The sequence below is a fragment of the Paenibacillus sp. FSL W7-1287 genome (assembly GCF_038004245.1).
Taxonomy (GTDB): domain Bacteria; phylum Bacillota; class Bacilli; order Paenibacillales; family Paenibacillaceae; genus Pristimantibacillus; species Pristimantibacillus camelliae.
In genome coordinates this window covers 1,198,508-1,223,854 of record NZ_JBBORD010000001.1, presented here as the reverse complement: position 1 = coordinate 1,223,854, position 25,347 = coordinate 1,198,508, and the positions used below count along the sequence as shown (strand labels likewise).

Genomic DNA, 25,347 nt, shown 5'->3' with positions numbered 1-25,347 from the left:
GGATGAGCAATCCAAAGCGTTTAGCTTTTCTTACGCTTCCATACATACCAGACGATAGCGAGCAGAAAAATAATCATAAAGATCGACGATAGACGATACATCATGTCATAGGAAGTGAAGGTAACAATTACGCCAAGCAGTATAGCACCGATTGAAACACCGACATCTGTTGAGTTGTAGAACATTCCATTCACATCTCCATACTCTTCCTTGCTTGCTGAGCGCAGCATCCATGCTTGCAGAGTTGGCTGGATCGATCCAAAGCCTATTCCATATAGCAGTGCAGATACAATTAACATTCCCATGTTTGTCGTATACGATAGTACCAGCATACTGGCCGTAACAAATATAGCGGATGGAATAAGAACGAGAATAGGTCCTCTGCGATCGAAAATTTTGCCGGCTATAGGTCTAACGAGAAGAATGGTTAACGCATTAAATAGAAAGAATAAGCCAACCTGTGGTAATCGCAGCTCTTCCCCATAGACAGCGATAAAGCTCAATAGGCCGCTATACGTAATAGAAAGCAAGGCGTTAAGCATCGCAGGAAAGTAATTAGAAAAACGCCAGATTGATCGTTTGGAGCTTTGCTCCTGCTGGTTTGCGGTTTCTTCTTCGACTTTAGCCAGAGCTTCAGGCATTTGCTGTGTTCCTTTGTTTTTTCGTGACCGAAGATAAGTACCTGATATATACAGCATCGGAAACATGCAGATAACTGCACCTGCACCAAGCGTTGCCAGTGTTGTAAAGCCAAATTCCTTCATGACGAGCATTCCTGTAGCAGGCCCAATGGACATCGCTAAGCTCGTCGACAATCCGAAATAGCCGATTCCTTCCCCCATCCGTTTTGGCGGAATAATTTGCGATACGAGTGTTGGAATAACCGTGCTTCCTATACCAAAGCCAATGCCATATAAAGCCCGAATAAGCAGTAACGGCATTATCGTGCTAGGCAGAGAGGCCAGCGCAGTGGAAGCAGCTGCTATCAATAAACCGACCGTCAATACTTGATCCTTGGACCATCGCTTTATCCATCTTCCAGTCATTAGACGTGCGATGATAGCCGTAACAGCAAACATGCTTGTTGCCAAGCTTACATGTATATCTTCACCAGATAGGTTCCCTTTTATATGCATAGAAAAGGTAGATAATAGCATTTGCAGGTTCAAAAATAAAAGGAACGAAGCAAGTGTTAAAGTAACAAACTGCTTCGTCCATAAGGCTGGCTTCTGCTGAGCCATTTCTTGTGTTTCTCCATTCATGTTGTTCGTTCACTCCTGTTGTATGTTTGTATGACTTTTGTTAAAGAATGCCTAGTATCTCAGCTAAAGCAGCTGATTCTCTAATCATCAGATCTTTTCGCTCTAAAATGATCGTTAACCTTTAATAAAATATAGTTAAGCTGATCATGCCCCTCTTCACCTAAGCAGCGCTTCATCTCTTCATCAATGCTCTGCTCGATTGAATGCGTCTCAGCTATAATTTTCCGTCCATGCTCCGTACTGAAGATGCGATAAGAGCGGCGGTCAGATGGATCGGCTTCTCTAACGATGAATCCTTTACCTTCAAGCTGATGTAATATACGAGTGACCGTAGGCTTGTCCTTGAACGTTTGCTCCGCAATGTGCTTCTGAATCATACCTTCCTCGCTCACAATATGAAACAATACCGACCACTGCTCAGGTGTTATATCATATTCCTTTAATCGATGTTGAAGCAAGGCTACAACTCTTCGATGGGTAACACCAAGCAAAAATCCTGTAGACATTAACATTTGACCATCGCTCATCGTTTCACCGCTTTCCAAGTTAGTTGTCATGACAATTATATACCTTTAAGATAAACTTCGCAACGTAGCAATAAAAGTAACATTTCTAAAAAGTAATGCAAACAGTAGTATCGTAAACAGCTATAGCGTAAACAGTTAAGAGTAAACAGTTAAGAGTAAAGAGTAAACATGTAACGCCATAGCAGCAAACCATACAAAAAAGGTGGAGCTTGGCTATAGCTCCACCTTTTCTTACATCACATTTGTCTTGATCTATCGTGTAGATGAGCAGCCTTGCTTTCGTCATATGAGCCTATTATTGCTGCTTATCTGCTCCACACAGCTCTACGATCACCTGTGCATAGATCTGGGCTGCTTTTAGCATATCATCGATAATAATAAACTCATCGTTGCTATGCATCCGTGTATCAATGCCTGGCATCGTTGGTCCGAACGCCACACCACCTTCAATATCATGAACGTACGTTCCTCCGCCAATGGCGATGCAATCACCCTTTAGACCAGTATACTGCTCATAGACATGGAGCAGCGTTCGGACAAACGGTGAATCCGCTGGTGTATGATGTGGCTTCTCGAACCCGCCTCGCTCCAGTCGAATCCCATAGTCAGCAAGCTTCGGCTCCAATACATCGAATGTATTCGCCTCGGTCGCACATAGCGGTACTCGGCTGTCGAACATCCCCTTAAGCTGTCCATCGCTGCTATATTCAAAAATCGAGAAGTTCATCGTCAGCTTACCAGATTCTTTATCCTCCATCGCAAGTCCCGCTGCTTTCCCGTAATAATCCTGATGCGGGAAAATATCTGCTACACCACGCAGCATGCGATGTCCTTCCTCTTCACTTAACGGCAGCTTGCTAATAAGCGTTAGCAAGCCTGTAATAGCATTAATTGCTGTCTCCGGGGTCGAAGCATGACCGCCGACTCCGACTGCCTTAATATGAACTCTCTCCTTGCCTAGATCCTGCAATTCAAAGTTCACGCCAGTTTTTTCGGTCACTCGAAGTGCAATTTCACTTATATCGGGGAGCAGCATACCTTCAATCTCAGCGATTGCCTCAGGCGGCACAACGTTTACTTTATAGCCACCACTAACAGAAAGCACGCGTGGCAGCTTATCTGTCTTAGCAAAGCTTGCATCAAACGATGTACGAATTGCACCCTTTTCTATATTGATGACTGGAAATTCTGCATCAGGCGTAAACAGATATGGCGGTGTTTTTTCCTTCGTTAAATAATAATCAAGATCCTCCATACCGGACTCCTCATCGGTCCCGACGATCAGCTTCGTATTATAAGCAAGCGGGAATCCGAGATCCTTAACCGCAGCCAGTGCATACATTGCTGCGATGACAGGCCCCTTGTCATCACTTGTTCCGCGTCCGTACATCTTCCCATCTACAATCGTTCCTTCGTAAGGGTCGTAGCTCCAGTTCTTACCTTCGCCAACAACATCAACATGTCCGAGAATGCCTAGCTTTGTATCCTCTTCATTGATACTGATCGTACCGACATAATTGTCAATATTATTGGTTAGCAGGCCGAGCTCTTCCGCAATGATTAAAGTCTCCTTCAATGCTTCTGCAGGTCCTTCGCCAAACGGCATTCCTGCTTGCGCCTCTCCCTTTACACTGTGAATACGAACTAAACGGCGAATATGCTCTATAAATGCATCCTTATGCTCTGCAAAATACTGCTCGATCTGTTGTTTTTCCTTCATCATCAGCCCTCATTCTTATCAAATATCTTTCTTATCGTACCATATTTATAAGAAAATGATGCGTACCTGCTGGTAAATGATGTATATTAGAGCTATGTGATGCACGTAATAAGGAGGAATTTCAATATGGAGCATTGGCAAACGATTTTAGTCGTTAAAGGTGCAGCAGGAAAAATGACCTTATTTGCGAGAAAACAACAGCAGGAATGGGAATTTTGCTGTTCGTCGACTTCATCCACTTCCTCGACCTCAACGATTGGAGAGAGCGTCGTCCACAGCTTCCCTGAGGCGCTCGGATTGCTTGGATCGTCTTGGAAGTACCTGACTCCTGAATACATACATCCTGAATTTAAGCAGCAATGCTGGACTCATCTATCTAAGCAAAGCGGATTATTTGATAAAATCAATTGGCGAAAGGCATGTCTGTAAAGCAAGGCTCAATCAAAAAGGGTACAAGCACCGCTAGGAGATTGAATTCTCCTATCGTGCCTGTACCCTTCATTGCTTATATCATTTGTACCATGATGACAAGTCGTTAGACTACGCCATTACAGGAGCAGGTGTAGCTTGACTGACTAACCAGATTAATCGACTTCGCTGCTTGCTAGGCTCGAGATCGAAGAAGTCATAGTCGCGCCATATCTGACAAAGCACCTGCTTCGTAATCTCAATCGCAATCGAATCGCGTTGATGCAGCAGCATCGCCATCTGATACACGATAAGCTCATATTGTACTAACCTTTCCTTGCATCGAGCAGTTGCCAAGCTGCATTCCCCCTTCATCGAACGCTCATTGAGCTACATATTTTCTTGCTTAATTGCATCAACGATGCTCCCCTTCTTCACCTTAGAGCCAGAGTACATCATAGAAAGTCCAACAATCATAAATAATACGACGAACAATATCCCGAGATGGACCCATGGCAATTGGAACGGATAATATGAGGTTTTCAGTATGGACCAATAGATAAGCACCATAATCCCGAAGCTGATTGGAAGACCATACAGCAGTGCCTTTACTCCATACAGTATGCTTTCATAATTAATCATTCGGTAGAAGCCCTTCTCCGTCATGCCGATCGAGCGCAGCATCGCAAACTCTCTCCTGCGGAGCTGAATGCTTGTCGAGATCGTATTCAATATATTCGCAACGGAAATCAACGTGATCAGCACAATGAACCCGTATGAGAAGACCGACAGTATAAACATCGTCGCCTCTTCTTCCTGCTTATGCTTGAATACATTGCTAATATAGTAATTATCAAAATGCTGTGACTCTCGAATTTGCTCCTCTAAAGCTAGTGGGTTGTCACTTTTAATATATACGTTGTATTGAACACGAGGCTCGATATTGCTGTTAAGCTTATCCATAACGGCCTGACTCACATATAGCGTCATACCATTCGGACCGTGAGTCGTTCGTACAATCCCCATCGGAGCAAAATCTGTTCCGCCAACAAGTTCGATGGCTTCACCTTCAACCTCGTGCGACATATAGATCGTTTCTCCACTCTCGTCTGTAGAAGTCTCGTAGGTCCAGTTCGTAAGCTGAACCATAATGTCAGTCACTTGGCTCAACACTTTTCCAGCAACGTATCGCTTTTCTCTCTCGTGATAGTAACTAATCTCGTTATACAGAATCGCTTGCGGATGAGATATGTCGAAGAGCAATGAAGCATCTACTCCTGCGTATTCAGCAACCTCCTTAAGCTCCTCATCATCTAGCGCTTGAATGAATACATCATAATATAGATCATCTTGAATATCTTCCTCTTGCCCCATAATTGCGCTAACGTTCGTTGCCGGCACATACTGATATGGCACGCGCGCACTGCTCTGCGTAGATTGAATGATGCTATAATCAGTTATTCCATCAAACTCGAGCAGCAGTTCAAGATTCGGGTCATCTTTCACACCATAATTAACTTGCAAATCATAGTTCACACCGCTATTCGTACTGAATAATGCTTGCTTCATCGATTCTGTCAGATAAGAAACCGTCATAAACAAGATAATACTAATAACGAGCGAGAACACCGTAATCTGATATCTGCGCTTGTTGCGTTTAATGTTTTTCAAAGCGATTTCTGCTTCAATGCCAAATAGCTTACGTACAAGCTTGGATGTTTTCACTTGCTTACTAGAAAGCTTTACGTCCTGAGTCTGACGAATCGCATCAATCGCTGACACCTTGGCTGCACGCTTCGCTGGCCACCATACGGATAACAGCACCGTAATCAAGCTAATACCAATTGTCAGCAGCAGCGTCCATATATTCATCTTCACTTCGAACGAAACATCGAGCCCAAGCACTCCACGAAACGTAGGATTAACGACAGCAAATGTTATCGCAATTCCTGCTAGCCCACCTAATATCCCAAGCGGAATACTGATGACACTAATAATCATCCCTTCGAAAAATACAGAATTTCGTTTTTGCCGTTTCGTTGCACCTACACTTGCTAGCATGCCGAGATAACGTGAACGATCCGCGACCGATATACCGAACGCATTATAGATAAGTGAGATGGAGCCAATCATGATGACGCCCATAACGATGGACAATAGAGAAAATACCGTTGTTACAAAGCCATCATGTGAGCTAACAAAGGAATAGCGCAGCAGCGTCGTATTAATGTAATACTCATCAATCGACAATGCATGTTTCAAGCGTTCGCCTTCCTTAAAGATCTCTTGGTCTGGCTTAGCTGTATACAGTTTTGCTGTAACCGTTGCATCCTTCGGAAGCTTCGATGGATCTAATCCAGTCAGGAAGCTATAACCCGGGGAGATGCCGTACTCATCCCCTAATCGTTCTATGATGCCGACCACCGTAAACTCTGCTTCACGCTCTCCAATAACGGTCTCTTTCGTATGTCGCTCATCATCAAACAGAATGGAATAGTTCTGGTCTAATCGATCAACATAATCTTCCTCAACCAGGTCTGGATTGTAGCGCTCACCTAATGTCATCGTCATCGTCTCACCGATGATGTGTGAATCCTTATTAAAATGCTTCAAAAAATGCTCCGGCACTACAATTTCATTAGGACTTACTGGCAAGCGTCCCTCAAGCAGCTGCAGTGGAAGCCTATTTAAAGCTGCTTCATTATAGGCTAATACATGAATATACGGCTTATTGTCTTTACCTTCAAGACCTTGCTCAGATAACAGAGCATACCCTTCTTCATGTTCCAGGATGAGCTCATCCGCATATAAGCTATCCTCCAGCACGGGCAGCTTACTGACAGGCACCTCATTATATTGGATATGCCAATTTCCGTTACTAGCAATCGACTCACGCTTTAGTACATCGATAAACGACAATCCAATGGTTGTAACCGCAGTAATCATCGCTACAGAAATAATGACTCCAAGAATCGTAACAAGGGTGCGACGCTTGTTTTCCTTCATATGACGCAGCGTTAATTTGTTAATGATATTCACGGTCTGATCACCTCGACCTTGGCTAGCTTGCCATCCTCGATCGTAATGATGCGATCAGCCTGCAAAGCAATACGCTCATCATGCGTAATGACGATAAGCGTTTGATTGAATCTTTTGTTGAACATGACGAGCATATCCATAATATCTTTGCTGTTCTTACTATCGAGATTGCCCGTCGGCTCATCCGCTAATATAATTGCCGGATGATTAATGAGCGCGCGTCCAATCGAAACACGCTGCTGTTGTCCGCCAGACAGCTGATTAGGTAAATGATTCAGTCGCTGCTCAAGATTCAATGTGCTTACAAGATCATGCAGCTCCTGCTTGTTTACTTTATGACCATCAAGCAGAAGGGGCAGCGTTATATTTTCTTCAACCGTTAATACCGGAATCAAATTGTAAAATTGATAGATCAGTCCAATTTGTCTGCGACGAAACACAGCCAACTGCGTCTCTCCTAGCGCATACATATCTGTCTGATCGACTAGTACCTTACCAGTGCTTGGTGTATCGACTCCACCAAGTAGATGCAGCAGTGTGGACTTACCTGAACCAGACGGTCCAATGATCGCTACAAATTCGCCCTTCTTCACACTAAAGGAAATATCCTTCAATGCGTGCACTTGGTTTTCACCTTTACCATAAATCTTCGACAGGTTCTCTACCTTCAATATATCCATCATACGTCCTCCATCACTTTTCCTTAATAACTGTTCAAAATACTGTTCAAAAATCCCAGCTTTCAGTACCAAGAAGCTGTAATCAAAGTTGGTTTTTTTGAACTTCCTCTTAACGCACAGTATAGTGATGGCATATGACTTCCCAGTGACTCCAAAGTGACAATTTTGTCACTAATGATACCACTTCAAGGTAAAGACTGCTCCAAGCTGCAATCCATTATGAACCTCGATCACACCTTTTTGAGCCTGTAGAATGTGATACGACATCGCAAGTCCAATGCCTACACTGGACTCACTGGCTTGCTTTCCACGATAAAAACGTTTGAATAGATGCGGGATATCCTCCTTCGCTATTCCTGATCCCGTATCCGCTACAATTAATGCGGTATAGAGCTCATTGCGTGACAGCGTGAGCGTAATGGTCCCTCCATGGGGGGTATGCTCCACTGCATTTTTTACGACATTAAGGATCGCTTCAATCGTCCACTTTTTATCTACGTCAAGCGTCAGGTCGGTATCACCTTCAAGTACAATATGAATGTTCTTAATCTCAATCGGGATCTCTATCGGCGACAATGCCCTCTGCACAAGCTCAGCTAGCTTTACCCGCTCTGACTGAAAAAGGACGGTTCCCGCTTCCAGCTTCGATAGCTTTAAGAGTGATGTAATGAGCCACTCTAGACGCTCGAGCTGCTGCTGCATATACTTTAGAAATTCTTTCTGCTTATCATGTGGCAGATTCGGCTGCTTAAGCAGATCAAGCATAACGCCCATCGACGTCAATGGTGTTTTCAATTGATGTGAGATGTCTGAGATCGCTTCGCTCATACGCTCCTTGTCTCGAAGCAAATATTCGCTTTGCTCAGAAAGACGTACCGTAACCTTAAAAATTTCATTCTTCAGTATGCTTAATTCGCCCTCGCGATTATCACGAATAACGAAGCTGTATTCGCCGCTAGCGATTTGCCGCAAGTAGCGAGAAAGCTCCTCCAGCTCACGGTATCTCCAGCGTGTAAATAGATAAAAATTAATATAGGTAATAATAAGAGCTGTAAGCACTAACCCGGCAGCTGCCCAGCCTAGCCATAATGCTGCTACGACTAGTGCGACTGCTGAGATGAGCAGCTGCAGCCACAAGTATCGACGAAACTCATAATTACGAAGCATATGCTATTCCCCCATCTTGTAGCCTAAGCCTCTTACCGTCAGAATAAACTTAGGCTGAGCAGGGTCATCCTCTAATTTCTCGCGAAGACGCTTGATATACACCGTTAACGTGTTATCATTGACGAAGTCTCCAGCTACGTCCCAGATCCGCTCCAGCAGCTGACTACGCGACAATACTTGTCCGGGATGATTTGCGAAAATTAGCAGTAAACGATATTCAAGAGCAGTAAGAATAATCTCCTGATTACCCTTATATACCTTTGCTTCTACTGTATGAATATGTAGGTCCCCAATCGTAATCGTTGATCGGCTTGCTGGTGATCGCTGATATCGGCGCAGCACCGATTTCATTCGGGATAGCAGCTCACGCACGCGAAACGGCTTCGTAATATAATCATCGGCTCCCATATCAAGGCCCATGACAATGTTGACTTCCTCGTCTACAGCGGACAGAAAAATAACCGGGGCCTCATGTAATGATTTGACAAGCTTGCACAGCTCGTATCCAGTGCCATCCGGCAAATTAAGATCAAAAATATATAGACTAAATTCAGTATAGTGCTCACGTATGATCACTTCAGCTTCCTTCATATGATGCGCGATCGTTACCTGGTATTGTTCTTGCTGCAGTGAGTATTCAAGACCAGCTGCAATCGTTCGATCATCTTCAACAATGAGCACCTTCATATTTTTTGCTCCTTTGATGATAAATTACATAGAGTATTGAATAAAATAAGTATACAACGATATGACAAATTTATCCATAGTTGCCACATAATCGACTAATTTTGCTTCTGCACTTCCATCTATGCTATAGCTACGAATGATTGTAGAGGAGATTGTTAGCCAAGCTATTTCTTATATGACGTACATAAGCTTATCATAATCAGCAAGCTGCAACCAACTTACTGTCATTTCTCAAAAAATATAATGTCAAATTTGCTATTGACCCTCACGTAACGTTATCCTTTATGCTTTAGCTATCGGAGGTGGAATTATGAATGTAAAAGAAGTCGCTCAGCTCGCCAAAGTAAGTGTGCGCACCCTTCATCATTATGACGAGATTGGTTTGCTTATACCAGATCATGTGACTGAAGCTGGATACAGGCAATACTCTGAGCACAATCTACAAACCTTGCAGCATATTTTATTTTTCAAGGAGCTTGGCTTTAGCCTCAAGGAAATTCATCGCATCATTCACAATCCGAGCTTCAACACCTTCGAGGCTCTTCAGCTTCAGCGGCGCTCGCTAATCGCGAAACGAGAGCAGCTGGAGAAGATGATCGCAACGATTGATCGAACGATATCACATGTTAAAGGAGAATTTGAAATGAGCGCAAAAGATAAATTTGAAGGATTACAGTGGGATAACAATCCGTACGAGCAGGAAGCACGTGAAAGATGGGGTGATAAAGCTGTTGATGAAAGCAACAAACGTGTAGGCAAGCTTTCAGATTCAGAGAAAGCAGAGCTAGAACGTGAGTGGAATAACATTTATTATGGACTTGCTGAGCGTATCGGTACGCCTGTTGATAGTGAGGAAACGATGGCACTCACGAAGCGCTGGTTTGAGCTGCTTAATAAGATGGGCAACTACAGCTACGAAGCTTTCATCGGCTTAGGCCAAATGTACGTGCAGGATGAGCGCTTTACTAAAAATATCGATCACTACGGCAAAGGTCTTGCGCAATATATGTGCGAGGCGATGGGCCACTGGGGACAATTGCAGCTGCAAAAGTAACATTCCTCGTGTATATATAAGCTCAATCGAGTAGGCCTATGCGCATGCGCATAGGCCTCTCACAGATCCGGACATGCGGGTCATCGCATCCGGCTCCTCCAGTGACTATCCCCTCTGGGGATGAAGTTCTTTGTAAATCATAGATAGACTGCAAAGACCGATTTCTTCAAACCATTGATTTGGCATCGCATATTGAGCATAAGTGGAATGAGAACTGCGCCATGCTGTCATACGTAGCCCAGGTAGGTCACGGCTTTTCCATCCTCTTCTACGCATCTCTCGGTGAAGTTTCCGCACCTTTCTCCAGCTTCGCAACTGGACAGAACGAAGCCTTCTTCTTATCCATTTGTCCAGATCCCGAAATCTCATCTGTACATCTGCCATTCCGAAATAGTTGCCCCACCCACGGAGATAGGGATTCAATTTTTTCTTCACCAATTGCTGCACATCCACCGTTTGGTTTCGTCTTGTGATTTCCTTCACACGTTTCTTGAATTTTGTCATCGCTTTATCTGACGGTACCATCCATTTCCCTGGTTTGAATTCATGCCCAAGAAACTCGAAAGATTCCCTCTTGCTATTGACGATTTTCGTCTTTTCTGGATGAATGATAAGTCCCATTTCTCTCTCTAGCAGCTTCGTTACCGATTTTAGAATCCGCTCTGCTCCTTTTTGCGTACGACAACAAATCACAAAGTCATCTGCATAGCGTGTCAGTCGATGCCCGCGTTCCGTCATCGCCAGATCTAACGGATGTAGATAGATATTGGCTAGCAGAGGGCTGATGACTCCCCCTTGTGGTGTGCCCTGCTCATTTAGGTGAAAGCTTCCACCGTCTAGGATACCTGCCTTCAGGAATTTCTCCAACAAAGTTAACACACTTCCATCGACTACGGTTTCTTTCACCATGCGGATGAGCTTCTCATGCGGAATGGTGTCGAAATAAGACTTCAAGTCTGCATCAATCACATATCGATATCCATCGTTTAGATCTTGACGGATCTTCTTCAATGCCATGTGTGCACTTCTTCCCGGTCGAAACCCATAGCTACAATCCATAAACTTTGATTCATAAATCGGTTCCAATATGCGCCTCGTTGCGGCTTGAACCACTCGGTCTCCCACGGTAGGAATGCCCAGCGGCCTTGACGTTCCGTCTGCTTTGGGGATGTAGACACGACGTACGGGTTTTGGGTGATACGTCTTGTTCTTTAGTGTCTGCTGAACCACTTCTAGATGGTGTTCCAACTGCGATTCGAATGCCTGGATGGTCATTCGATCAATCCCTGCTGAACCTCGGTTTCGCTTGACCTCTTTAAAGGCTTCCTCTAGGTTTGGCTTCGCCCATATCTTGTCGATGAGGCTGTACCATTTGCGTTCCTTTTGATTTACTCCTTCACGAGAGTGATTGGTTGTTCCTTGTTCTTCCATGTTCGTTTTCCTTCCCGATTTCGTTCCATGATTTGTAGCCTTACGGCAATCTTCATTTCCAAAATAGTACTCGCCCCAGACGGCTTCTCCTTATGTTCATTCCCCGGATCTACGCACATCCTAGCTCCCCGGCTTCTGTCTGGCACATGGCTTCTCTCCATCTCTCTTCTTCCACGGTTTCGGGCTTCACACAAGTCTTCGCCTTTTGAGTCGAAGCTTGTATTGACGACATCGCGCCAATTCATTTGCCTTTGCGGTCTTTCCGGCAAACTTTGTAACTACTATCCCTACGTCTGACTTCTCACCACTCTTAACATTGTCTTGATCCTCACGATCTCGAGCAATGGTTACCACTTGATATGGAAATGATGAGATCTCCTTGGGTCACGTCAACCGACTTTCCCCCGAATCCAGTCCTCTTAACTTACGGAGTCTATGGTGGTACAGGACTTCCTCTTCTTTTGCAGAGTTATCCGACTCCGTCAGCCAACATGGTTAAACCGCCTATTCCGGGTTTTGCCTTCGCATCCTCCGCACGCATTCTCGCGAACTACGCACTATGCGTCAGCTATGCACTTCCGCCACCTGCGGTGTGCTGGAGACTTTCACTCGTTAGTCGATTGCGCTGCCAAGCGCACAAAAGGCTCGACCAGAGGCATGCTATAACCTAGCTAGCTCTGGTCGAGCCTTTCCTTTATCGCTTTTCGTTAACAAACTACTAGCCCTTCATAGCCCCTGCAGTCATTCCGCTAACGATAAATTTCTGTGCAAATACGTATAGAATAATGACCGGTAATGAGGTCAGCACTAAGACAGCGAAGATAAGATTCCAATCTCGGCTATACATCCCATAAAAGTTATATACAGATAGCGGCATCGTCCAGTTCGAGCTATCTGGTAAGAAATAAAGCGGAATCGAAATATCATTCCACACTCCCATGAAGACCATAATCGCTACTGTTGCATTAACGGGCAACAAAAGCGGCGTAATAATTTTCAGAAACACCTGCAGCGCATTGGCTCCCTCGATAAAGGCTGCCTCATCTAACGATTTGTTAAGTGATTTGACGAATCCACTATAAAGGAAAATACTAAACGCCATATTCAATGCCGCATAGATGAAAACAACACTAGAGATGGAGCCGTAAAAGCCCAGCCATTGTACTACTCGAATGGTCGTAATCGTAGACATCGGAGCAATCAATCCCATAAAAAAGAAAAGATACAGGAAGCTTGAAAGCTTCGTTTCACGTCGTGCGAGAATAAAGGCTGCTGCCGATGATGTGACGATATTTACGCTACACGATATAACAGTAATAACAACACCGTTTACAAATGCTCTTGCCAACCCGCCTTCCTTGAATACCGTCACATAATTTTCGAACAGCCACTTCTCAGGCAGCTGAATTTTGAATTGCATCACTTCGATATTGTTCATGAATGAACCTAATATCATAAGCAGCAGCGGAACAATGATTGTCAATGATAGCAGGATCAGCATCAATTCAACAATGATCGTTTGAACTCTTTGTCGTACCCTCATTATTCTGCAACCTCCTTACGTCTCATGAACATAATCAGTGGTACGGCGATGACAGATACACCAATGAACAACAGCGTATTCACAGCTGTACCAAGTCCCCAGTTTCCTTCACCAAAGGCACGCAAAATAATTGTACCGACAACCTGAGACGCGTTACCAGGTCCCCCGCCAGTTAATACATACACCTCTGAGAATACTTTTAAGCCTCCAATTAAAGTAAGCATAATGTTAATATTGATCGCCGGTAACAACAGCGGGAGCGTAATATTCGTAAAGCTTCTCCACGCGCTTGCACCATCAATTTTTGCAGCTTCATAATATTCCTTGGAAATAGACTGTAATCCGGCTAGATAGATAGCCATCTGAAAGCCTACACTTTGCCAGATCGATACGGCAGCGATCGTCCAGACTACGATGGAAGGATTAGTTAGCCAAGCCTGTGCTAATGACTCAAGTCCCAGCTTCCCCAGCAATGAGTTAATCATTCCCTCTGTCCGGAGAATTGGTGTAAAAATTATGCTAATAACTAGAATACTTAATATAGAAGGAGAAAAATAAACAGCACGCAGCACATTGCGTGTTTTTAGCTTCATATTTAAACCTATAGCCAGCAAAAGTCCGAATATATTTTTGCCGATTACAGTAACGACTGCGAAAATCAGTGTGTTTTTTAGTGCTAAGATTAACACCTTATCAGAAAAAATAGCCTTAAAATTATCCCAGCCTACAAATTGAATGGTGTCGCGATCCAGTCGCCAATCTGTGAACGAATAATAAAAACCAATGAGTGCTGGAAATGCAAAAAATATAAAGTAAATGATTAATGCAGGCCAAACCAGATAATATGGATACATACTCTTCGATTTATGCATGATGTCACTCCTTTTAGAGCTTGCTCAATAAGTCGAGACTTTTTTGAGCACTCTTTATAGCAATCAGCCGCCGATAACATCGGCGGCCAATCAGGTCTACACAAGCGAGCTTAGAAGCCTTCTACACCTTTTGCCTTCATGAGATCCTTAAACTTTACATCCCAATTTTCTAATACTTCCTTCGGAGTGATTGATCCAGTGAAATGATCCTGCAGGTTACGGTACCATTCGTTCTGATCCACCACGGTATGTGCATCCATCGTTAACGTTACTTTTTTAGGTGTAATATAGTTATCAATGATTTCTTGCTTGTATGCTGGTTGCTCAGGTGTCGTTACATCGCTTAAATTAGAAACATAACGCTCCTCATCAACGATTTTTTGAGCGATTTCAGGCGATGCAATAAACGCAAGGTATTGCTTCGCTTCGGCAATATGCTTAGAGTTTTTCGGAATAAACAATTGACCGCCAAGCGGGCTTGCCCCAATCGTAGGATCCTCACCGTAAGGAATCGCGAATAATCCAAGGTTCATCTCTGGATCTTGACTCTCGATGTTCTGAATGAGCCAATCCCCCATAAACATCATCGCTACTTCCTTATTCAAGAACTTACCTACTGCCATATCATAGCTGTCGCTTAGTACATCTGCATTCGTGTAGCCAAGCTTAAAGATCTGATATTGCTGATCCAGAATGCCTTCTAATTCCGGAATATCTGTCCAATTTTTCTTGTTTGCATTAATATCATCAAACAAGGTTGGATCATTTTTTGCTGCGTAGTCAGCAAAAGCTGCTGCTGGCCATATGTTAGCTGCCCAAGCGTCTTTATAAGGCATAAACACTGGAGTAATACCACTTGCCTTAATCGCTTCACTAACAGCTAGAAACTCCTCATAGTTCGTTGGAATCTCAAGGTTAAGCTCCTCGAAAATATCCTTGTTATATACAACCCCCTGCATGCCTGTATCTTGGCTCACATGAAAGCTATAAATATTTCCATACGCCGACAAAACATCAGCGTTAAGAATACGATCCACCCACGGCTCATTATCTAGTATTTCAAAGTTGCGCTCTAGGTTTAGATCGGTTACAGCACTTGCTAAGTTGTATTGGATCAGATCAGGCACTTCATTAACTGCTAGCTTAGTCTGTAGCACCGTTGTAGATTGCTCTGCCGGAATCAGCTGCAAATTAATTTTAATACCTGTCTCAGTCTCAAATTCCTTAAGCAACCAATCAGCGATAAACGGTGAATCCTGAGAGCTTTTTGAGATTGCCAGCTCAAGTGTTACATTTGATTTGCCGCCGCTATTGTTTTTATTGCTGCTATCACCTGCTGTTTCGCCCTTATTATCTGAACCGCAGGCTGCAAGCGAAAGTGCCATCGTACTAGCAATTACGCTTAACGCAATCGTTCTCATTTTTGGTTTCATTACAAATTCCCCCTTAGTTGTATCTTTGTATGTTACCGCTTACATTTATTATAAAGTTCATGATTTGGGTGGTACATGTTTGCTATTTACTGTTCATGTGTAAAATTCTGAACTAAGGCCTGTACGAAGTTCTGTACGGTGAGCCTTACCCTTGTTCAATTTATTATACTAATGATAAAGTAGGTTAATAATGTACTTCTTATAGAAAGAAGGGTCCGTGACATGAACAGCTGGTATAAACGAACAAGTATGCAAACTAAATTTTTCCTACGGTACATCGTATTGCTTGTCATCGTTCTTTGTTTCTTCTTGGTTTATATAAACTGGATCGTCATTATACCGCTGAAGGACGATATGGAAGATGAAAAACGCATGCTTGCTGTCAGCATTAATAATCAGATCGATGACTATATGATTGCTCAGAACCAGCTTTCTCAACGTATTCTATCAAATAAGCAAGTGTTTAATATACTAGCAGCAGGCCATATCTCGACCACGACAGAGGAAGGCTTGCGCCATAGTCGGATCTTAAAGGATTCGATGTTTCAAGCGATCGGACCTACGATGAATATTCGCGATATGATCATTTATGATGTACAGGGATCGAGAATCGCCGCCTTTCTAGGCTTCAATGATACACCTGATTCACTTAATTCTGAGCTAAAAGAGCGTCTTGATTCGAGGATGGTACATGAGACTAGTTATGTTCTACATCGTGAGAACAATGGCATCGTCACGTTTAACCGAGCAATCGTCGATCAAAACGGAAGCGTTTACGGCTATTTAACGATTCAGCTCGATCAAGCAAGGCTGAATAGTCCAACGGGAAACGTGGCAGACGGATTTGCGTTAATATTTGATGAGCATTACCAGCTTATAGCTGGCATGCCAAGTGAAGAATACGATGATAGCCAGCTCTCTCAGCAATTGCAGCAACAAAGCGAGCGAAATGGCATGTATGTGAATAAAGCAGGAGATTACATCACCTATGTTCAGTCCGAGATGACAGGCTGGAGCACCTTCGTCGTAACACCGCGTGATTCGGTACTTGGACCTGTAAATTCAGTAATCAGGCTTTCTATCCTTATTATTAGTGGTTTGCTGCTGGTGTTATTTGTGTACATCTATTTTTCAACGAAAAACTTGCTGCTTCCGATACGAAAGCTTCGCAATCAAATTTCACGCATTCAGTATAATAACCTGAATGTTCAAGTGAATCATCATACGCATAATAATGAACTCATATCTCTACATGAAGCGTTTCAGGATTTATTATTACGACTGCAGCAGTCGATCGAGCGAGAAAAAGCGGCCGTGCATGAAGAAGCTAAAGCGCGCAATTCCGCCCTGCAGGCACAGATAGCGCCACACTTCATTCATAACGTCCTTTATTTGATTAGCATCGCCGCACAGGAACAGAATTATAAGGCCGTTACCGAGATGTGTAAGCACTTGTCTGAAAATCTTCGTTATATTGTAAGTAATGCAACCCATCATGTTAGTCTGACAGAGGAACTTCAATATACACGACACTATCTTTCCTTAGTTCATGCGCATTATGAGGATGATCTAGAGTGGGAAATCATTGCAGATGAAAGTGCTGATAGCATCCAAATTCCAAGATTGACGATTCAGCCCTTTGTTGAAAACTGTATTGAGCATGCCTTCTCGAAGGCTGATCCTCCATGGCGAATTCGTATCGAGTACAAGCTGTTTAACGGGCTGTGGGCAATCGAAATTAGCGACAATGGAAGTGGCATTGCTCCAGAAAAAATTCAAAGCATTATGGATAATATTCATCGCGGCAATACATCTGACATTGGTCTGCAACCAGATCAACAATGGGGAAATATGGGGATCGTCAATACCGTCCATCGCCTTCAGTTAATGTATCGAAACCGGCTATTTTTTAATATTTTCAATCATCCTGGTCATGAAAAAGGGGTTACTGTGCTTATTATCGCTTCCTTAACGGATGATTTTTATTAAGGATTAAAGGAGTGTGTCATATGATGTACAACGTGTTGATTGCTGAGGACAGTAAGCCTATCTTACGTAATATTAAACAACTTATCGAGCGATCAGAGCTTCCGCTTAACGTTGTGCACACCGCATACAATGGAGAGGAAGCACTAGAGTATATTAAGACGCATTCAATCGATATATTATTAACCGATATTCGCATGCCTAAGCTGGACGGTTTAAGCCTTATAGAAGAAGCTAAATCCTATCTTCCTGAGCTTAAGGTCGTGCTAATAAGCAGCTATAGTGATTTTGAATATACGAGAAAAGCGATTAACTTACAGGTATTTGATTATTTATTAAAGCCGGTCGAGCAGCAGCAGCTGGATGATGTCATGAGTCGTGTCCTCCGCAAGCTTGATGAGCTGCGTAAAGCTCGCCAAGCTATGTTAGGAGATATCGTTGCAGAAGATTGGGTGCTTGAGCCTCATAACAGGCAAGACTTCTTCGACCAGCCCAAGCTTATGATGCTGCTGTGCAGTCAGCCGTTCACCTCACAGAGAAACTGGAGGCATGAGCTGATTCGTCCTCTATTGTCTAATTGCTGTGAGCCCTATCCAAGCTGGCTCCTCCCACTTAAACAGAATAACAAACTACTGCTGCTTAGCTCGGTAGCTCTACGAGATAAGGTTACTACTGGTACTGCTTGGCTAAAAGACATCCAAGAGCAGCTGAGACGCCAAGATATTAACATATCTGCTGTTTGTCATCTCGAACCCGTCGAGCCAGATCGCATCTACGCGACCTATCTATCGTTAGAAGCTATGTTAGATCAAGAGCTTACATTATTTAGTCCTATTCTCTTAGAGTATGAGCAAAGCCATATACCTACTTATTCACGAGCTGTCAATGATACATTACGAGTTCTTCAGGAATATATCGTACATCGGCAAAAGGAACAATTTTCGTTGAAGCTAGCAGAGCACTTAAAGCATATGAAGCTAACTGTGGCTTTATGGTCCGAACTAGTGCAGCTCGTCGCTGCCCTTGAAGGTGCCTTTAACGAGGCATGGCAGGAATCTGCTCCAGATGAATATAATGCTGATCCTACTCCCCTTCTGAAAAAGCTAAACTTAGAAGATTACGATAGCTTTTGCGTACAATTCATAGCTTGGTGCGAGGACCAATTTCAACGACTACAATCCTATAATCGCAAGAGCAGTGAAGAGTTGTTCGAGCAGATGGATCAGCATATTCAGCGTCACGTTTATTCCCAGCTGTCCATTGGTGAATTGGCGCTAAAATTTCACGTGAGTCCTTCCTATGTGAGCCGAATTATTAAACGATTTACTGGACAAACCTTTGTCCAATACTATATGAAATTAAAAATAGATGAGTCCTGTCGTCTAATGCAAAGTAAGCCAAGCTTGTTGATTAGAGAGCTGTCAGATGCTCTTGCATTCAGTGATCAGCATTATTTTTCACGTGTATTCAAGGAATATACGGGCTACACGCCAACGGAGTATAAAAATCAATGGCACTTACATTCATAAGCTATCGCTAGCTTTTTTTGAATTCGATAATGACTTTCCATAACAATTCCGATATAATAGTCATCTGTCTCTTTTTATATTTTCTGCTATGCACATTAGAATGTGAACAGACTGAATAACTTTAGTGAATATGTGTGGCTCTGCGTAGCTATCCACAGCGTTTTTTCTTATTTTTCACTTGTATCCACAGCGCTTTGAATAAAAAACACTATCCACATGTGCATAATGTTTTTCGTTAGCTATCCGCATGTGTTTATGTGCGTAAGCTGTTAGCAGTGTGGATGAACATAAAACAGACTGAGTCCTTTACTACGGACTCAGTCTGTTTCTTTATCAGTATTTATTAAATACATAGTTGTAGCTATTGATACAGATGCCCATCGCTGAGCTGCTTCAGCGCGTCGACATCTCTTATCACAATTTCACTATGTTGCTTTTCAATAATTCCACGTTCAATAAAGCTTTTAATGACTCGATTCAGATGCCGATAGCTTGTACCTAGCAGCTCGGCAATTTCCGTAAGACTGGTCGTTTCCAGCTCTCCACGCTTAAACCTCAATTGCTCACTATGATTGGTAATGGATAGAAGATAGCTGGCAAAGCGACGATCCACAGAGGTTAGCACATTCATGCTAGCTGACAACGAGATCGTGTTTAGCTTATGACAGACCTGCTCTAGCAGGTACTGTAGGAACGGTGCATGCTTCATATCGTTCTCCTGCAGTATGCGATGTGGAACAACGATAAGCTTTGTTTCGCTCACTGCCTCAACCTGAACGACGGCAGCCTCTTTATTGACTAGCTCAACATCCCCAATTAAGGAGATAGGTTGACAGAAACGCAGCAGCAAAGTTCGTCCATTCGGCATAACATTGACCACTTTTAATTTTCCGGTGACCTGAATATATAGAGACTGAAGAAGATCTCCGCTATTAACCAGTGTATCTCTTGGTTTAAGCTTCATCATTGACATCTGCTGTATCGTACTCGGATGAAACAATTGCCCCAGCTCATATTTCTCGAGCCAATTCTTGATCTCCTGATGCTGATCCATAAATGTACCTCCTAGCTGAAAAGGACATATGTCCTATGTTATGCGACTATTCTTCACTATAATAGAGCAGATACATGAGAACAACCTTAAATTCATACACCATAAAGGAAGAATGTATATCTAATGAACATCAAAGTTATTGCACTTACCATTTCAGCGTTCGTCGTTGGATTAGTCGAATTAATTATTGGAGGTATTCTTCCGCAAATCGCAGATGATCTTAACATTACGATTGCGAAGGCAGGCATGCTGATTACAATATTCAGCCTTGTATATGCGGTGACAGGACCATTATTGCTTACGCTGACATCTAGAATTGAGCGTAAAAAGCTTATGCTTGGCTCCCTCGTTATCTTCTTTATCGGAACGCTACTCGCTTTCTGGGGATCAAGCTATATGATGCTCGTTGCTGCGCGTGTTATTAATGCCGCATCCGGCTCGTTAATTGTAGTCCTTGCACTCACCATGTCTGTAAAGGTCGTGCCTGAACGCTTCATTGCACGTGCAATCGGATTTGTCTCGATGGGAATCAGCTCATCGATCGTTATCGGCATACCAGTTGGTGTCCTAATTAGTGACTACTGGAATTGGCGAATTGTATTTTTATTTGCAGCCCTATTAACACTGTTTGCCTTTATCATTATTGTCGCTTTCATCGATCCTGTTGCACCTGGCAAAACCATTTCATTACGCGATCAATTCCGTGCCATTAAACGCGTGAAGATATGGTCGGCACATTGCATGCTCATGTTCGCGATCGGGGGGCACTATGTTTTCTATGCCTATCTATCCCCGTATCTGACGCAATATTATCAATTAAGTGCGCAAATGATTAGTGTCATTTACTTTATTTTTGGATTCTCCGCAATTGCAGGCGGATATGTTGGGGGCCTGCTGTCGGATCGATTGAATCCACGCAAAGCGATAGTAGCGATTGTCTTTACGTTTCTACTCACCCTCATTACAATATCAGTAACGAGAGACAGCTTTGCAATGTTTATCATTATGCTAGTTTTGTGGGGCATGATGTCGTGGGCAGTGTCCCCTCCCGAGCAAGCTTATCTCATTGAAACAGAACCGGAGACTGCGGATATTCAGCAGAGCCTTCATAACTCTGCACTCCAGCTTGGGATTGCTGCTGGCTCTGGCTTAGGCGGCTATCTTATTAAAACAACGAACGATGTTGCGGTTACTTCGTGGGCTGCTGCGATCATGATGGCTATCTCCTTAGGTTTCGCCTTGTTCTCCATTACTCGCAAGGTTTCAAGCCATCATCAGAAGCAAGCTGCATAGATTGATTTCAGGTACAAGTATTATAGTTTAGAAGCTGCCGGGAGTATGCCCTGGGTACACCTGGCAGCTTGGTATCGCTTGAAAGGAATGAAAATAGAACAGATGCATGAGGATCGACAACAGTTCATTCAAGGAGTACGAGATTGTCTTCCTACTCTCCTTGGCTATATCGGTATCGGCGCTGCTTTCGGCATTGTCGGTGCCTCTTCTAATGTCAGCCTGCTTGAAATTGCGTTGCTCTCCTTGCTTGTATATGCAGGCTCAGCTCAATTCATCATTTGTGCGTTATTCGTAGTACATACGCCAATATCCGTCATTGTTGCTACGACCTTTATCGTGAACTTAAGGCATTTCCTCATGGGACTCGCAATTGCACCAGCCTTCTCGCAATATTCAATGAAGCAAAACGTGCTGCTTGGCACACTCCTGACCGATGAAACCTTTGGTGTTGCTACCTCGAAGCTAACGAAGCAGACTAAGCTCAATGCCAGCTGGATGCATGGATTGAATATTACCGCCTATCTATGCTGGCTGCTTTCAAGTCTATCTGGTGCCATGCTCGGACAATGGATCGAGGAGCCAACAGTTTTCGGGCTTGATTTTGCATTGCCAGCGATGTTTGTAGCCTTGCTCATTATTCAGCTTCAGCAGCAAGCTGCAGGCAAGCTCATGCACTTGCTTGCTGTTGTCGGCTATACGATTATATTTATGGTTGTGTTCAGCTTTGTCGTACCATCACATTTGGCTGTGCTGCTATCAACGATGAGCGCTGCAACGATTGGGGTGCTTACGAAGCGATGACCATCTCAACCACGATGCTGCTTATTATTATAGGCTGCTGCTTAGTTACCTTAATCCCTAGAATTGCTCCGTTTATTCTCGTAAAAAAGGTTAGCCTGCCAAAATGGATGACCGATTGGTTAAGCTATATACCGATCTGCATTCTAACTGCTTTAATCGTACAAGGCATGTGGACAGCTGAGCAGGGCAAGCTCATTATCAGCTGGCATTATATGCTTGCACTCATCCCTACCGTTATTACTGCGCTATGGACACGTAGTCTGGCAGTGACCGTCATCGTTGGTGTGGTCGCTATGGCATTGGTAAGAATGTTTTCCTAACCTCTATATAAGAAAAAGCCGAGAGCTTCCCTCTATCTGCATAGGCTACAGCCCTGCAGTAGAGTAAAGCGTCTCGGCTTTTCTATTTACTTTTCTCTTTATATAGTACAAGTTCAAAGATTAGACTACCTATTTGGCTGATGCTGATAAAGAAAGCTGATCGAGAAGCTCCCGGATCGCATGAGCGACACCGTGCTCTGTGTTTCGCTTCGTTCGATGCGGGATCAGTGCCTTCAACGCTTCAGGAGCATTGTCCATCACTACACCTTTGCCTGCCATTTGCAGCATGGACAGATCGTTAAAGCCGTCTCCCATCGCCATAATTTCAGCTGGCTGAATGCCCAGAGATGCTGCATATTGCTGCACGGCATAGCCTTTATTGCCTTTCGCTGAGTTTACTTCCAGGTTGCCATGAGCAGAAGATGAAATGGCAAGTCCAGTTAGCTGACGAACTCTTTCATCGGAGCGCTTAAAGCATGCCTCATCTGTTGTTAATGCGAATATTTTTAACACTTCAACCTGATCATCATTCAAATACGACTCGAACGATTCAACAAATTGGCAGCGTTCATTACGAATACGCTCCTCACACATGCGCAGCACGGTTGCATGACGCTCCGCTTCACTCAAATGTGCTAGCTCGATCTTCCCATAATAATGCGATATATCAACATACTGATCATAGCTTAGGCTGATCGCTCCATCTGGTGTCATCAGCTCAAAGTACATGCCCTCTTCCAGCAAGATGTCATGCACTAGTCGAGCCTGCTCCCTAGTCAGCGGTTGACTCGCAATGAGCTTGCCGCTTGCATCATGTGTCTGTGCACCGTTAAGACTTATAACCGGACATGAAATCCCCGCTTCGTCTAATAGGACATTAACATTCGTATAAGGCCTTCCTGTTGCAATGATGAATTCAATGCCTCTCTTCTGAGCCTCTAGCACTGCTTCGCGATTCTCATCGCTAATTCTCCAATATTTATTCAGCAGTGTTCCATCCATATCTGATGCTATCAATTTCATACAGTATGCCTCCTCTCCACTACACCATTATAGCTTATAATGGCGCGAGAAAGGCCGTAAACCGTATATTAAATTACCGTGAAATTAATGGCATTCCGTTAGCTGCGATGAACTCAGCCACCTGCTGCTTCTGCGGTATAGAGGCCTGTGCTCCATCCTTCGTGACCGCAAGCGCTGAAGCTGCAACTGCGTTGGACAGTGCTGCTTCAATCGTTGCCCCGTTAAGTGTTGCTGCAGCATACACGCCGATAAATGTATCGCCAGCCGCTGTCGTGTCCACTGCCTTAACCTCATAAGCAGCTACCGATACGTACATGCCCTCAGCATTGGTATAGATACACCCTTGCTCACCGAGTGTAACAATGACTTGCTTAGCGCCTTGACGGGTAAGCAGCTCAGCAGCAGCCTTGGCAGATTCCATATTATAAACAGGCTTACCCGTAATAAGTGCTGTTTCCGTCTCATTCATAATAAAGGTATCAATATCTTCCCACAGCTCAGCTGGAATTGAACGGGCTGGCGCCGGATTGAACCATACTGGAACATTAGCCTGATTCGCTTTAGCGATGATATGACAGGTCGTCTCCCAAGGAATTTCATTCTGCAGCAGTATGGCACTAGCCTTCTCCCAAGGTGTATGCTCGTCCACAGCCTGTGGCGACAGCTTTCCGTTGCTTCCTTCCGACACAACGATAATGTTCTCGCCCGATTCATTGACCATAATATATGCAGTACCGGAGGCTCCCTCCGTTCTTAGCACATGCTCGGTATTCACTCCGCTTAATTGAAGTTGATCAATGAGCTGGTCAGCAAAGCCATCACTGCCGACAGCACCGACCATGACACACTCCGCACCAAATCTTGCAGCAGCGACAGCCTGATTCGCTCCTTTACCGCCTGGGTAGTAAGCCAAATGGCTACTGTGGATCGTCTCACCTGCTTTAGCAAAATGCTGAATTCGGCTTACGATATCCATGTTCAAACTTCCGATAACGATCAGCTTGCTCAAATCCACTCTCTCCTATCGTAGTCTTTATTATGTATCTCTAGGTCCTGCTGGATAGTTATGTAAAATTATACCCTGTCCTTGTATATACGTCTAATTCGGTGCTGAAGGTTCAACTTTGAACTCGTACAAATTGCTTATTTTACATTAATAAGTTTTGGTCGATTGACATAAGCTATAGTCAAACCAAACGTGCACATGAATATTCTATTCGCACATTTCCGTCAAATTTTGAGCATTTTGCGAATTTATAATCATTTATTTGCCATAACCTCGAGAAAATGTTCACAAGGCTAGAGACGATTTCAACAACTTAGGCTATAATGGAAAGTAACAGCTTAGGCCGATCTTGAATTGGATCTGAATCTGTCTCGAGGCATATGATACTCATGTGCTGTATTTGCTATGAGCAGCTAGGATCGTTTAGATTGTTTATCTATGTCTAGATATCAAGACTATTCCCTTTCACTTTAGGTGAAATTTATCACAATACATGATGTTGGATAAATAGC

22 protein-coding genes are annotated in these 25,347 nt (G+C 43.6%); 7 read left to right on the top strand and 15 right to left on the bottom strand.

Translation table 11 applies throughout. From position 1 onward, the window contains the following. Positions 1-20 precede the first annotated feature (20 nt). The 3 genes from NSQ99_RS05610 to pepV all read right to left on the bottom strand — a co-directional run bounded on the left by NSQ99_RS05610 (position 21) and on the right by pepV (position 3,512). The gene (locus NSQ99_RS05610) at positions 21-1,262 is read right to left on the bottom strand and encodes an MFS transporter (protein WP_340835647.1); all 1,242 of its coding nucleotides are present in this window, start codon (positions 1,260-1,262) and stop codon (positions 21-23) included. 80 nt (positions 1,263-1,342) lie between these two features. Next, positions 1,343-1,819 carry a MarR family winged helix-turn-helix transcriptional regulator gene (locus NSQ99_RS05605; protein WP_340835645.1) on the bottom strand — a complete coding sequence of 159 codons (477 nt, stop codon included), beginning with the start codon at positions 1,817-1,819 and terminating at the stop codon, positions 1,343-1,345. Between the two features lie 265 nt (positions 1,820-2,084). Then, a complete protein-coding gene (pepV, locus tag NSQ99_RS05600) occupies positions 2,085-3,512 on the bottom strand; it encodes a dipeptidase PepV (protein WP_340835643.1) in 1,428 nt (475 codons plus the stop codon). Between the two features lie 123 nt (positions 3,513-3,635). Here pepV and NSQ99_RS05595 point away from each other — a divergent pair, with 123 nt between their 5' ends. Beyond that, a complete protein-coding gene (locus tag NSQ99_RS05595; protein WP_251667706.1) occupies positions 3,636-3,938 on the top strand; it encodes a hypothetical protein in 303 nt (100 codons plus the stop codon). Positions 3,939-4,049: 111 nt separating this feature from the next. Here NSQ99_RS05595 and NSQ99_RS05590 read toward each other — a convergent pair whose 3' ends face one another. From NSQ99_RS05590 to NSQ99_RS05570, 5 genes are all read right to left on the bottom strand, one after another. Next, positions 4,050-4,274 carry a hypothetical protein gene (locus NSQ99_RS05590; protein WP_251667705.1) on the bottom strand — a complete coding sequence of 75 codons (225 nt, stop codon included), beginning with the start codon at positions 4,272-4,274 and terminating at the stop codon, positions 4,050-4,052. Between the two features lie 33 nt (positions 4,275-4,307). After that, positions 4,308-6,956, bottom strand: coding sequence for an ABC transporter permease (locus NSQ99_RS05585; protein ID WP_340835640.1), 2,649 nt, complete (start codon positions 6,954-6,956; stop codon positions 4,308-4,310). Then, positions 6,953-7,636 carry an ABC transporter ATP-binding protein gene (locus NSQ99_RS05580; RefSeq protein ID WP_251668044.1) on the bottom strand — a complete coding sequence of 228 codons (684 nt, stop codon included), beginning with the start codon at positions 7,634-7,636 and terminating at the stop codon, positions 6,953-6,955. The genes NSQ99_RS05585 and NSQ99_RS05580 overlap by 4 nt, the downstream gene beginning before the upstream one ends. A 171-nt stretch (positions 7,637-7,807) precedes the next feature. Further along, complete coding sequence (locus tag NSQ99_RS05575; protein ID WP_340835638.1) at positions 7,808-8,803, bottom strand: sensor histidine kinase; 996 nt, start codon at positions 8,801-8,803, stop codon at positions 7,808-7,810. A gap of 3 nt (positions 8,804-8,806) precedes the next feature. Next, entirely contained in the window at positions 8,807-9,490 is a 684-nt protein-coding gene (locus tag NSQ99_RS05570) for a response regulator transcription factor (RefSeq protein ID WP_251667702.1), read from the bottom strand. Between the two features lie 310 nt (positions 9,491-9,800). Between NSQ99_RS05570 and NSQ99_RS05565 the strand changes: the two genes are divergently transcribed. Beyond that, the gene (locus tag NSQ99_RS05565) at positions 9,801-10,544 is read left to right on the top strand and encodes a MerR family transcriptional regulator (protein WP_251667701.1); all 744 of its coding nucleotides are present in this window, start codon (positions 9,801-9,803) and stop codon (positions 10,542-10,544) included. A 105-nt stretch (positions 10,545-10,649) separates the two neighbouring features. Here the strand turns inward: NSQ99_RS05565 and ltrA are convergent, their stop codons facing one another. From ltrA to NSQ99_RS05545, 4 genes are all read right to left on the bottom strand, one after another. Beyond that, positions 10,650-11,975 carry a group II intron reverse transcriptase/maturase gene (ltrA, locus tag NSQ99_RS05560; protein WP_251670020.1) on the bottom strand — a complete coding sequence of 442 codons (1,326 nt, stop codon included), beginning with the start codon at positions 11,973-11,975 and terminating at the stop codon, positions 10,650-10,652. 718 nt (positions 11,976-12,693) lie between these two features. Next, positions 12,694-13,518, bottom strand: a complete 825-nt coding sequence (locus NSQ99_RS05555; RefSeq protein WP_340835636.1) for a carbohydrate ABC transporter permease — start codon at positions 13,516-13,518, stop codon at positions 12,694-12,696. Then, complete coding sequence (locus tag NSQ99_RS05550) at positions 13,518-14,390, bottom strand: carbohydrate ABC transporter permease (RefSeq protein WP_340835635.1); 873 nt, start codon at positions 14,388-14,390, stop codon at positions 13,518-13,520. The genes NSQ99_RS05555 and NSQ99_RS05550 overlap by 1 nt, the downstream gene beginning before the upstream one ends. Before the next feature lie 110 nt (positions 14,391-14,500). Next, positions 14,501-15,823: an ABC transporter substrate-binding protein gene (locus NSQ99_RS05545; protein ID WP_340835634.1), complete on the bottom strand. Its 1,323-nt coding sequence runs from the start codon at positions 15,821-15,823 to the stop codon at positions 14,501-14,503. A 222-nt stretch (positions 15,824-16,045) separates the two neighbouring features. On the opposite strand from NSQ99_RS05545, the gene NSQ99_RS05540 reads away from it, so the two are divergent. Together NSQ99_RS05540 and NSQ99_RS05535 are read left to right on the top strand one after the other, a co-directional pair. Continuing rightward, complete coding sequence (locus NSQ99_RS05540) at positions 16,046-17,812, top strand: cache domain-containing sensor histidine kinase (protein WP_340835633.1); 1,767 nt, start codon at positions 16,046-16,048, stop codon at positions 17,810-17,812. A gap of 20 nt (positions 17,813-17,832) precedes the next feature. Beyond that, positions 17,833-19,338: a response regulator gene (locus NSQ99_RS05535; protein ID WP_251667696.1), complete on the top strand. Its 1,506-nt coding sequence runs from the start codon at positions 17,833-17,835 to the stop codon at positions 19,336-19,338. Between the two features lie 361 nt (positions 19,339-19,699). Here NSQ99_RS05535 and NSQ99_RS05530 read toward each other — a convergent pair whose 3' ends face one another. Then, on the bottom strand, positions 19,700-20,392 hold the full coding sequence (locus tag NSQ99_RS05530; RefSeq protein WP_251667695.1) for a Crp/Fnr family transcriptional regulator: 693 nt from the start codon (positions 20,390-20,392) through the stop codon (positions 19,700-19,702). A gap of 123 nt (positions 20,393-20,515) precedes the next feature. Here NSQ99_RS05530 and NSQ99_RS05525 point away from each other — a divergent pair, with 123 nt between their 5' ends. The 3 genes from NSQ99_RS05525 to NSQ99_RS05515 all read left to right on the top strand — a co-directional run bounded on the left by NSQ99_RS05525 (position 20,516) and on the right by NSQ99_RS05515 (position 22,806). Further along, on the top strand, positions 20,516-21,685 hold the full coding sequence (locus tag NSQ99_RS05525) for an MFS transporter (protein ID WP_251667694.1): 1,170 nt from the start codon (positions 20,516-20,518) through the stop codon (positions 21,683-21,685). 87 nt (positions 21,686-21,772) lie between these two features. Continuing rightward, positions 21,773-22,486: an AzlC family ABC transporter permease gene (locus NSQ99_RS05520; protein WP_340838734.1), complete on the top strand. Its 714-nt coding sequence runs from the start codon at positions 21,773-21,775 to the stop codon at positions 22,484-22,486. Then, complete coding sequence (locus NSQ99_RS05515) at positions 22,483-22,806, top strand: AzlD domain-containing protein (RefSeq protein ID WP_340835629.1); 324 nt, start codon at positions 22,483-22,485, stop codon at positions 22,804-22,806. The genes NSQ99_RS05520 and NSQ99_RS05515 overlap by 4 nt, the downstream gene beginning before the upstream one ends. 129 nt (positions 22,807-22,935) lie before the next feature. Here the strand turns inward: NSQ99_RS05515 and NSQ99_RS05510 are convergent, their stop codons facing one another. Beyond that, positions 22,936-23,829, bottom strand: a complete 894-nt coding sequence (locus NSQ99_RS05510) for a Cof-type HAD-IIB family hydrolase (protein WP_340835627.1) — start codon at positions 23,827-23,829, stop codon at positions 22,936-22,938. 73 nt (positions 23,830-23,902) lie between these two features. Then, the gene (rbsK, locus tag NSQ99_RS05505; RefSeq protein WP_340835624.1) at positions 23,903-24,838 is read right to left on the bottom strand and encodes a ribokinase; all 936 of its coding nucleotides are present in this window, start codon (positions 24,836-24,838) and stop codon (positions 23,903-23,905) included. Positions 24,839-25,347 lie beyond the last annotated feature (509 nt).

Bases quoted from the DNA above. Each gene is read 5' to 3' on its own strand.
- NSQ99_RS05555 (WP_340835636.1), bottom strand. From the start codon at position 13,518: ATGAGGGTACGACAAAGAGTTCAAACGATCATTGTTGAATTGATGCTG.
- NSQ99_RS05520 (WP_340838734.1), top strand. From the start codon at position 21,773: ATGAAAATAGAACAGATGCATGAGGATCGACAACAGTTCATTCAAGGA.
- NSQ99_RS05550 (WP_340835635.1), bottom strand. From the start codon at position 14,390: ATGCATAAATCGAAGAGTATGTATCCATATTATCTGGTTTGGCCTGCA.
- pepV (WP_340835643.1), bottom strand. From the start codon at position 3,512: ATGATGAAGGAAAAACAACAGATCGAGCAGTATTTTGCAGAGCATAAG.
- NSQ99_RS05540 (WP_340835633.1), top strand. From the start codon at position 16,046: ATGAACAGCTGGTATAAACGAACAAGTATGCAAACTAAATTTTTCCTA.
- NSQ99_RS05515 (WP_340835629.1), top strand. From the start codon at position 22,483: ATGACCATCTCAACCACGATGCTGCTTATTATTATAGGCTGCTGCTTA.
- NSQ99_RS05595 (WP_251667706.1), top strand. From the start codon at position 3,636: ATGGAGCATTGGCAAACGATTTTAGTCGTTAAAGGTGCAGCAGGAAAA.
- ltrA (WP_251670020.1), bottom strand. From the start codon at position 11,975: ATGGAAGAACAAGGAACAACCAATCACTCTCGTGAAGGAGTAAATCAA.
- NSQ99_RS05535 (WP_251667696.1), top strand. From the start codon at position 17,833: ATGATGTACAACGTGTTGATTGCTGAGGACAGTAAGCCTATCTTACGT.
- NSQ99_RS05565 (WP_251667701.1), top strand. From the start codon at position 9,801: ATGAATGTAAAAGAAGTCGCTCAGCTCGCCAAAGTAAGTGTGCGCACC.
- NSQ99_RS05530 (WP_251667695.1), bottom strand. From the start codon at position 20,392: ATGGATCAGCATCAGGAGATCAAGAATTGGCTCGAGAAATATGAGCTG.
- NSQ99_RS05575 (WP_340835638.1), bottom strand. From the start codon at position 8,803: ATGCTTCGTAATTATGAGTTTCGTCGATACTTGTGGCTGCAGCTGCTC.
- NSQ99_RS05545 (WP_340835634.1), bottom strand. From the start codon at position 15,823: ATGAAACCAAAAATGAGAACGATTGCGTTAAGCGTAATTGCTAGTACG.
- NSQ99_RS05605 (WP_340835645.1), bottom strand. From the start codon at position 1,819: ATGACAACTAACTTGGAAAGCGGTGAAACGATGAGCGATGGTCAAATG.
- NSQ99_RS05570 (WP_251667702.1), bottom strand. From the start codon at position 9,490: ATGAAGGTGCTCATTGTTGAAGATGATCGAACGATTGCAGCTGGTCTT.
- NSQ99_RS05525 (WP_251667694.1), top strand. From the start codon at position 20,516: ATGAACATCAAAGTTATTGCACTTACCATTTCAGCGTTCGTCGTTGGA.
- NSQ99_RS05580 (WP_251668044.1), bottom strand. From the start codon at position 7,636: ATGGATATATTGAAGGTAGAGAACCTGTCGAAGATTTATGGTAAAGGT.
- NSQ99_RS05610 (WP_340835647.1), bottom strand. From the start codon at position 1,262: ATGAATGGAGAAACACAAGAAATGGCTCAGCAGAAGCCAGCCTTATGG.
- NSQ99_RS05510 (WP_340835627.1), bottom strand. From the start codon at position 23,829: ATGAAATTGATAGCATCAGATATGGATGGAACACTGCTGAATAAATAT.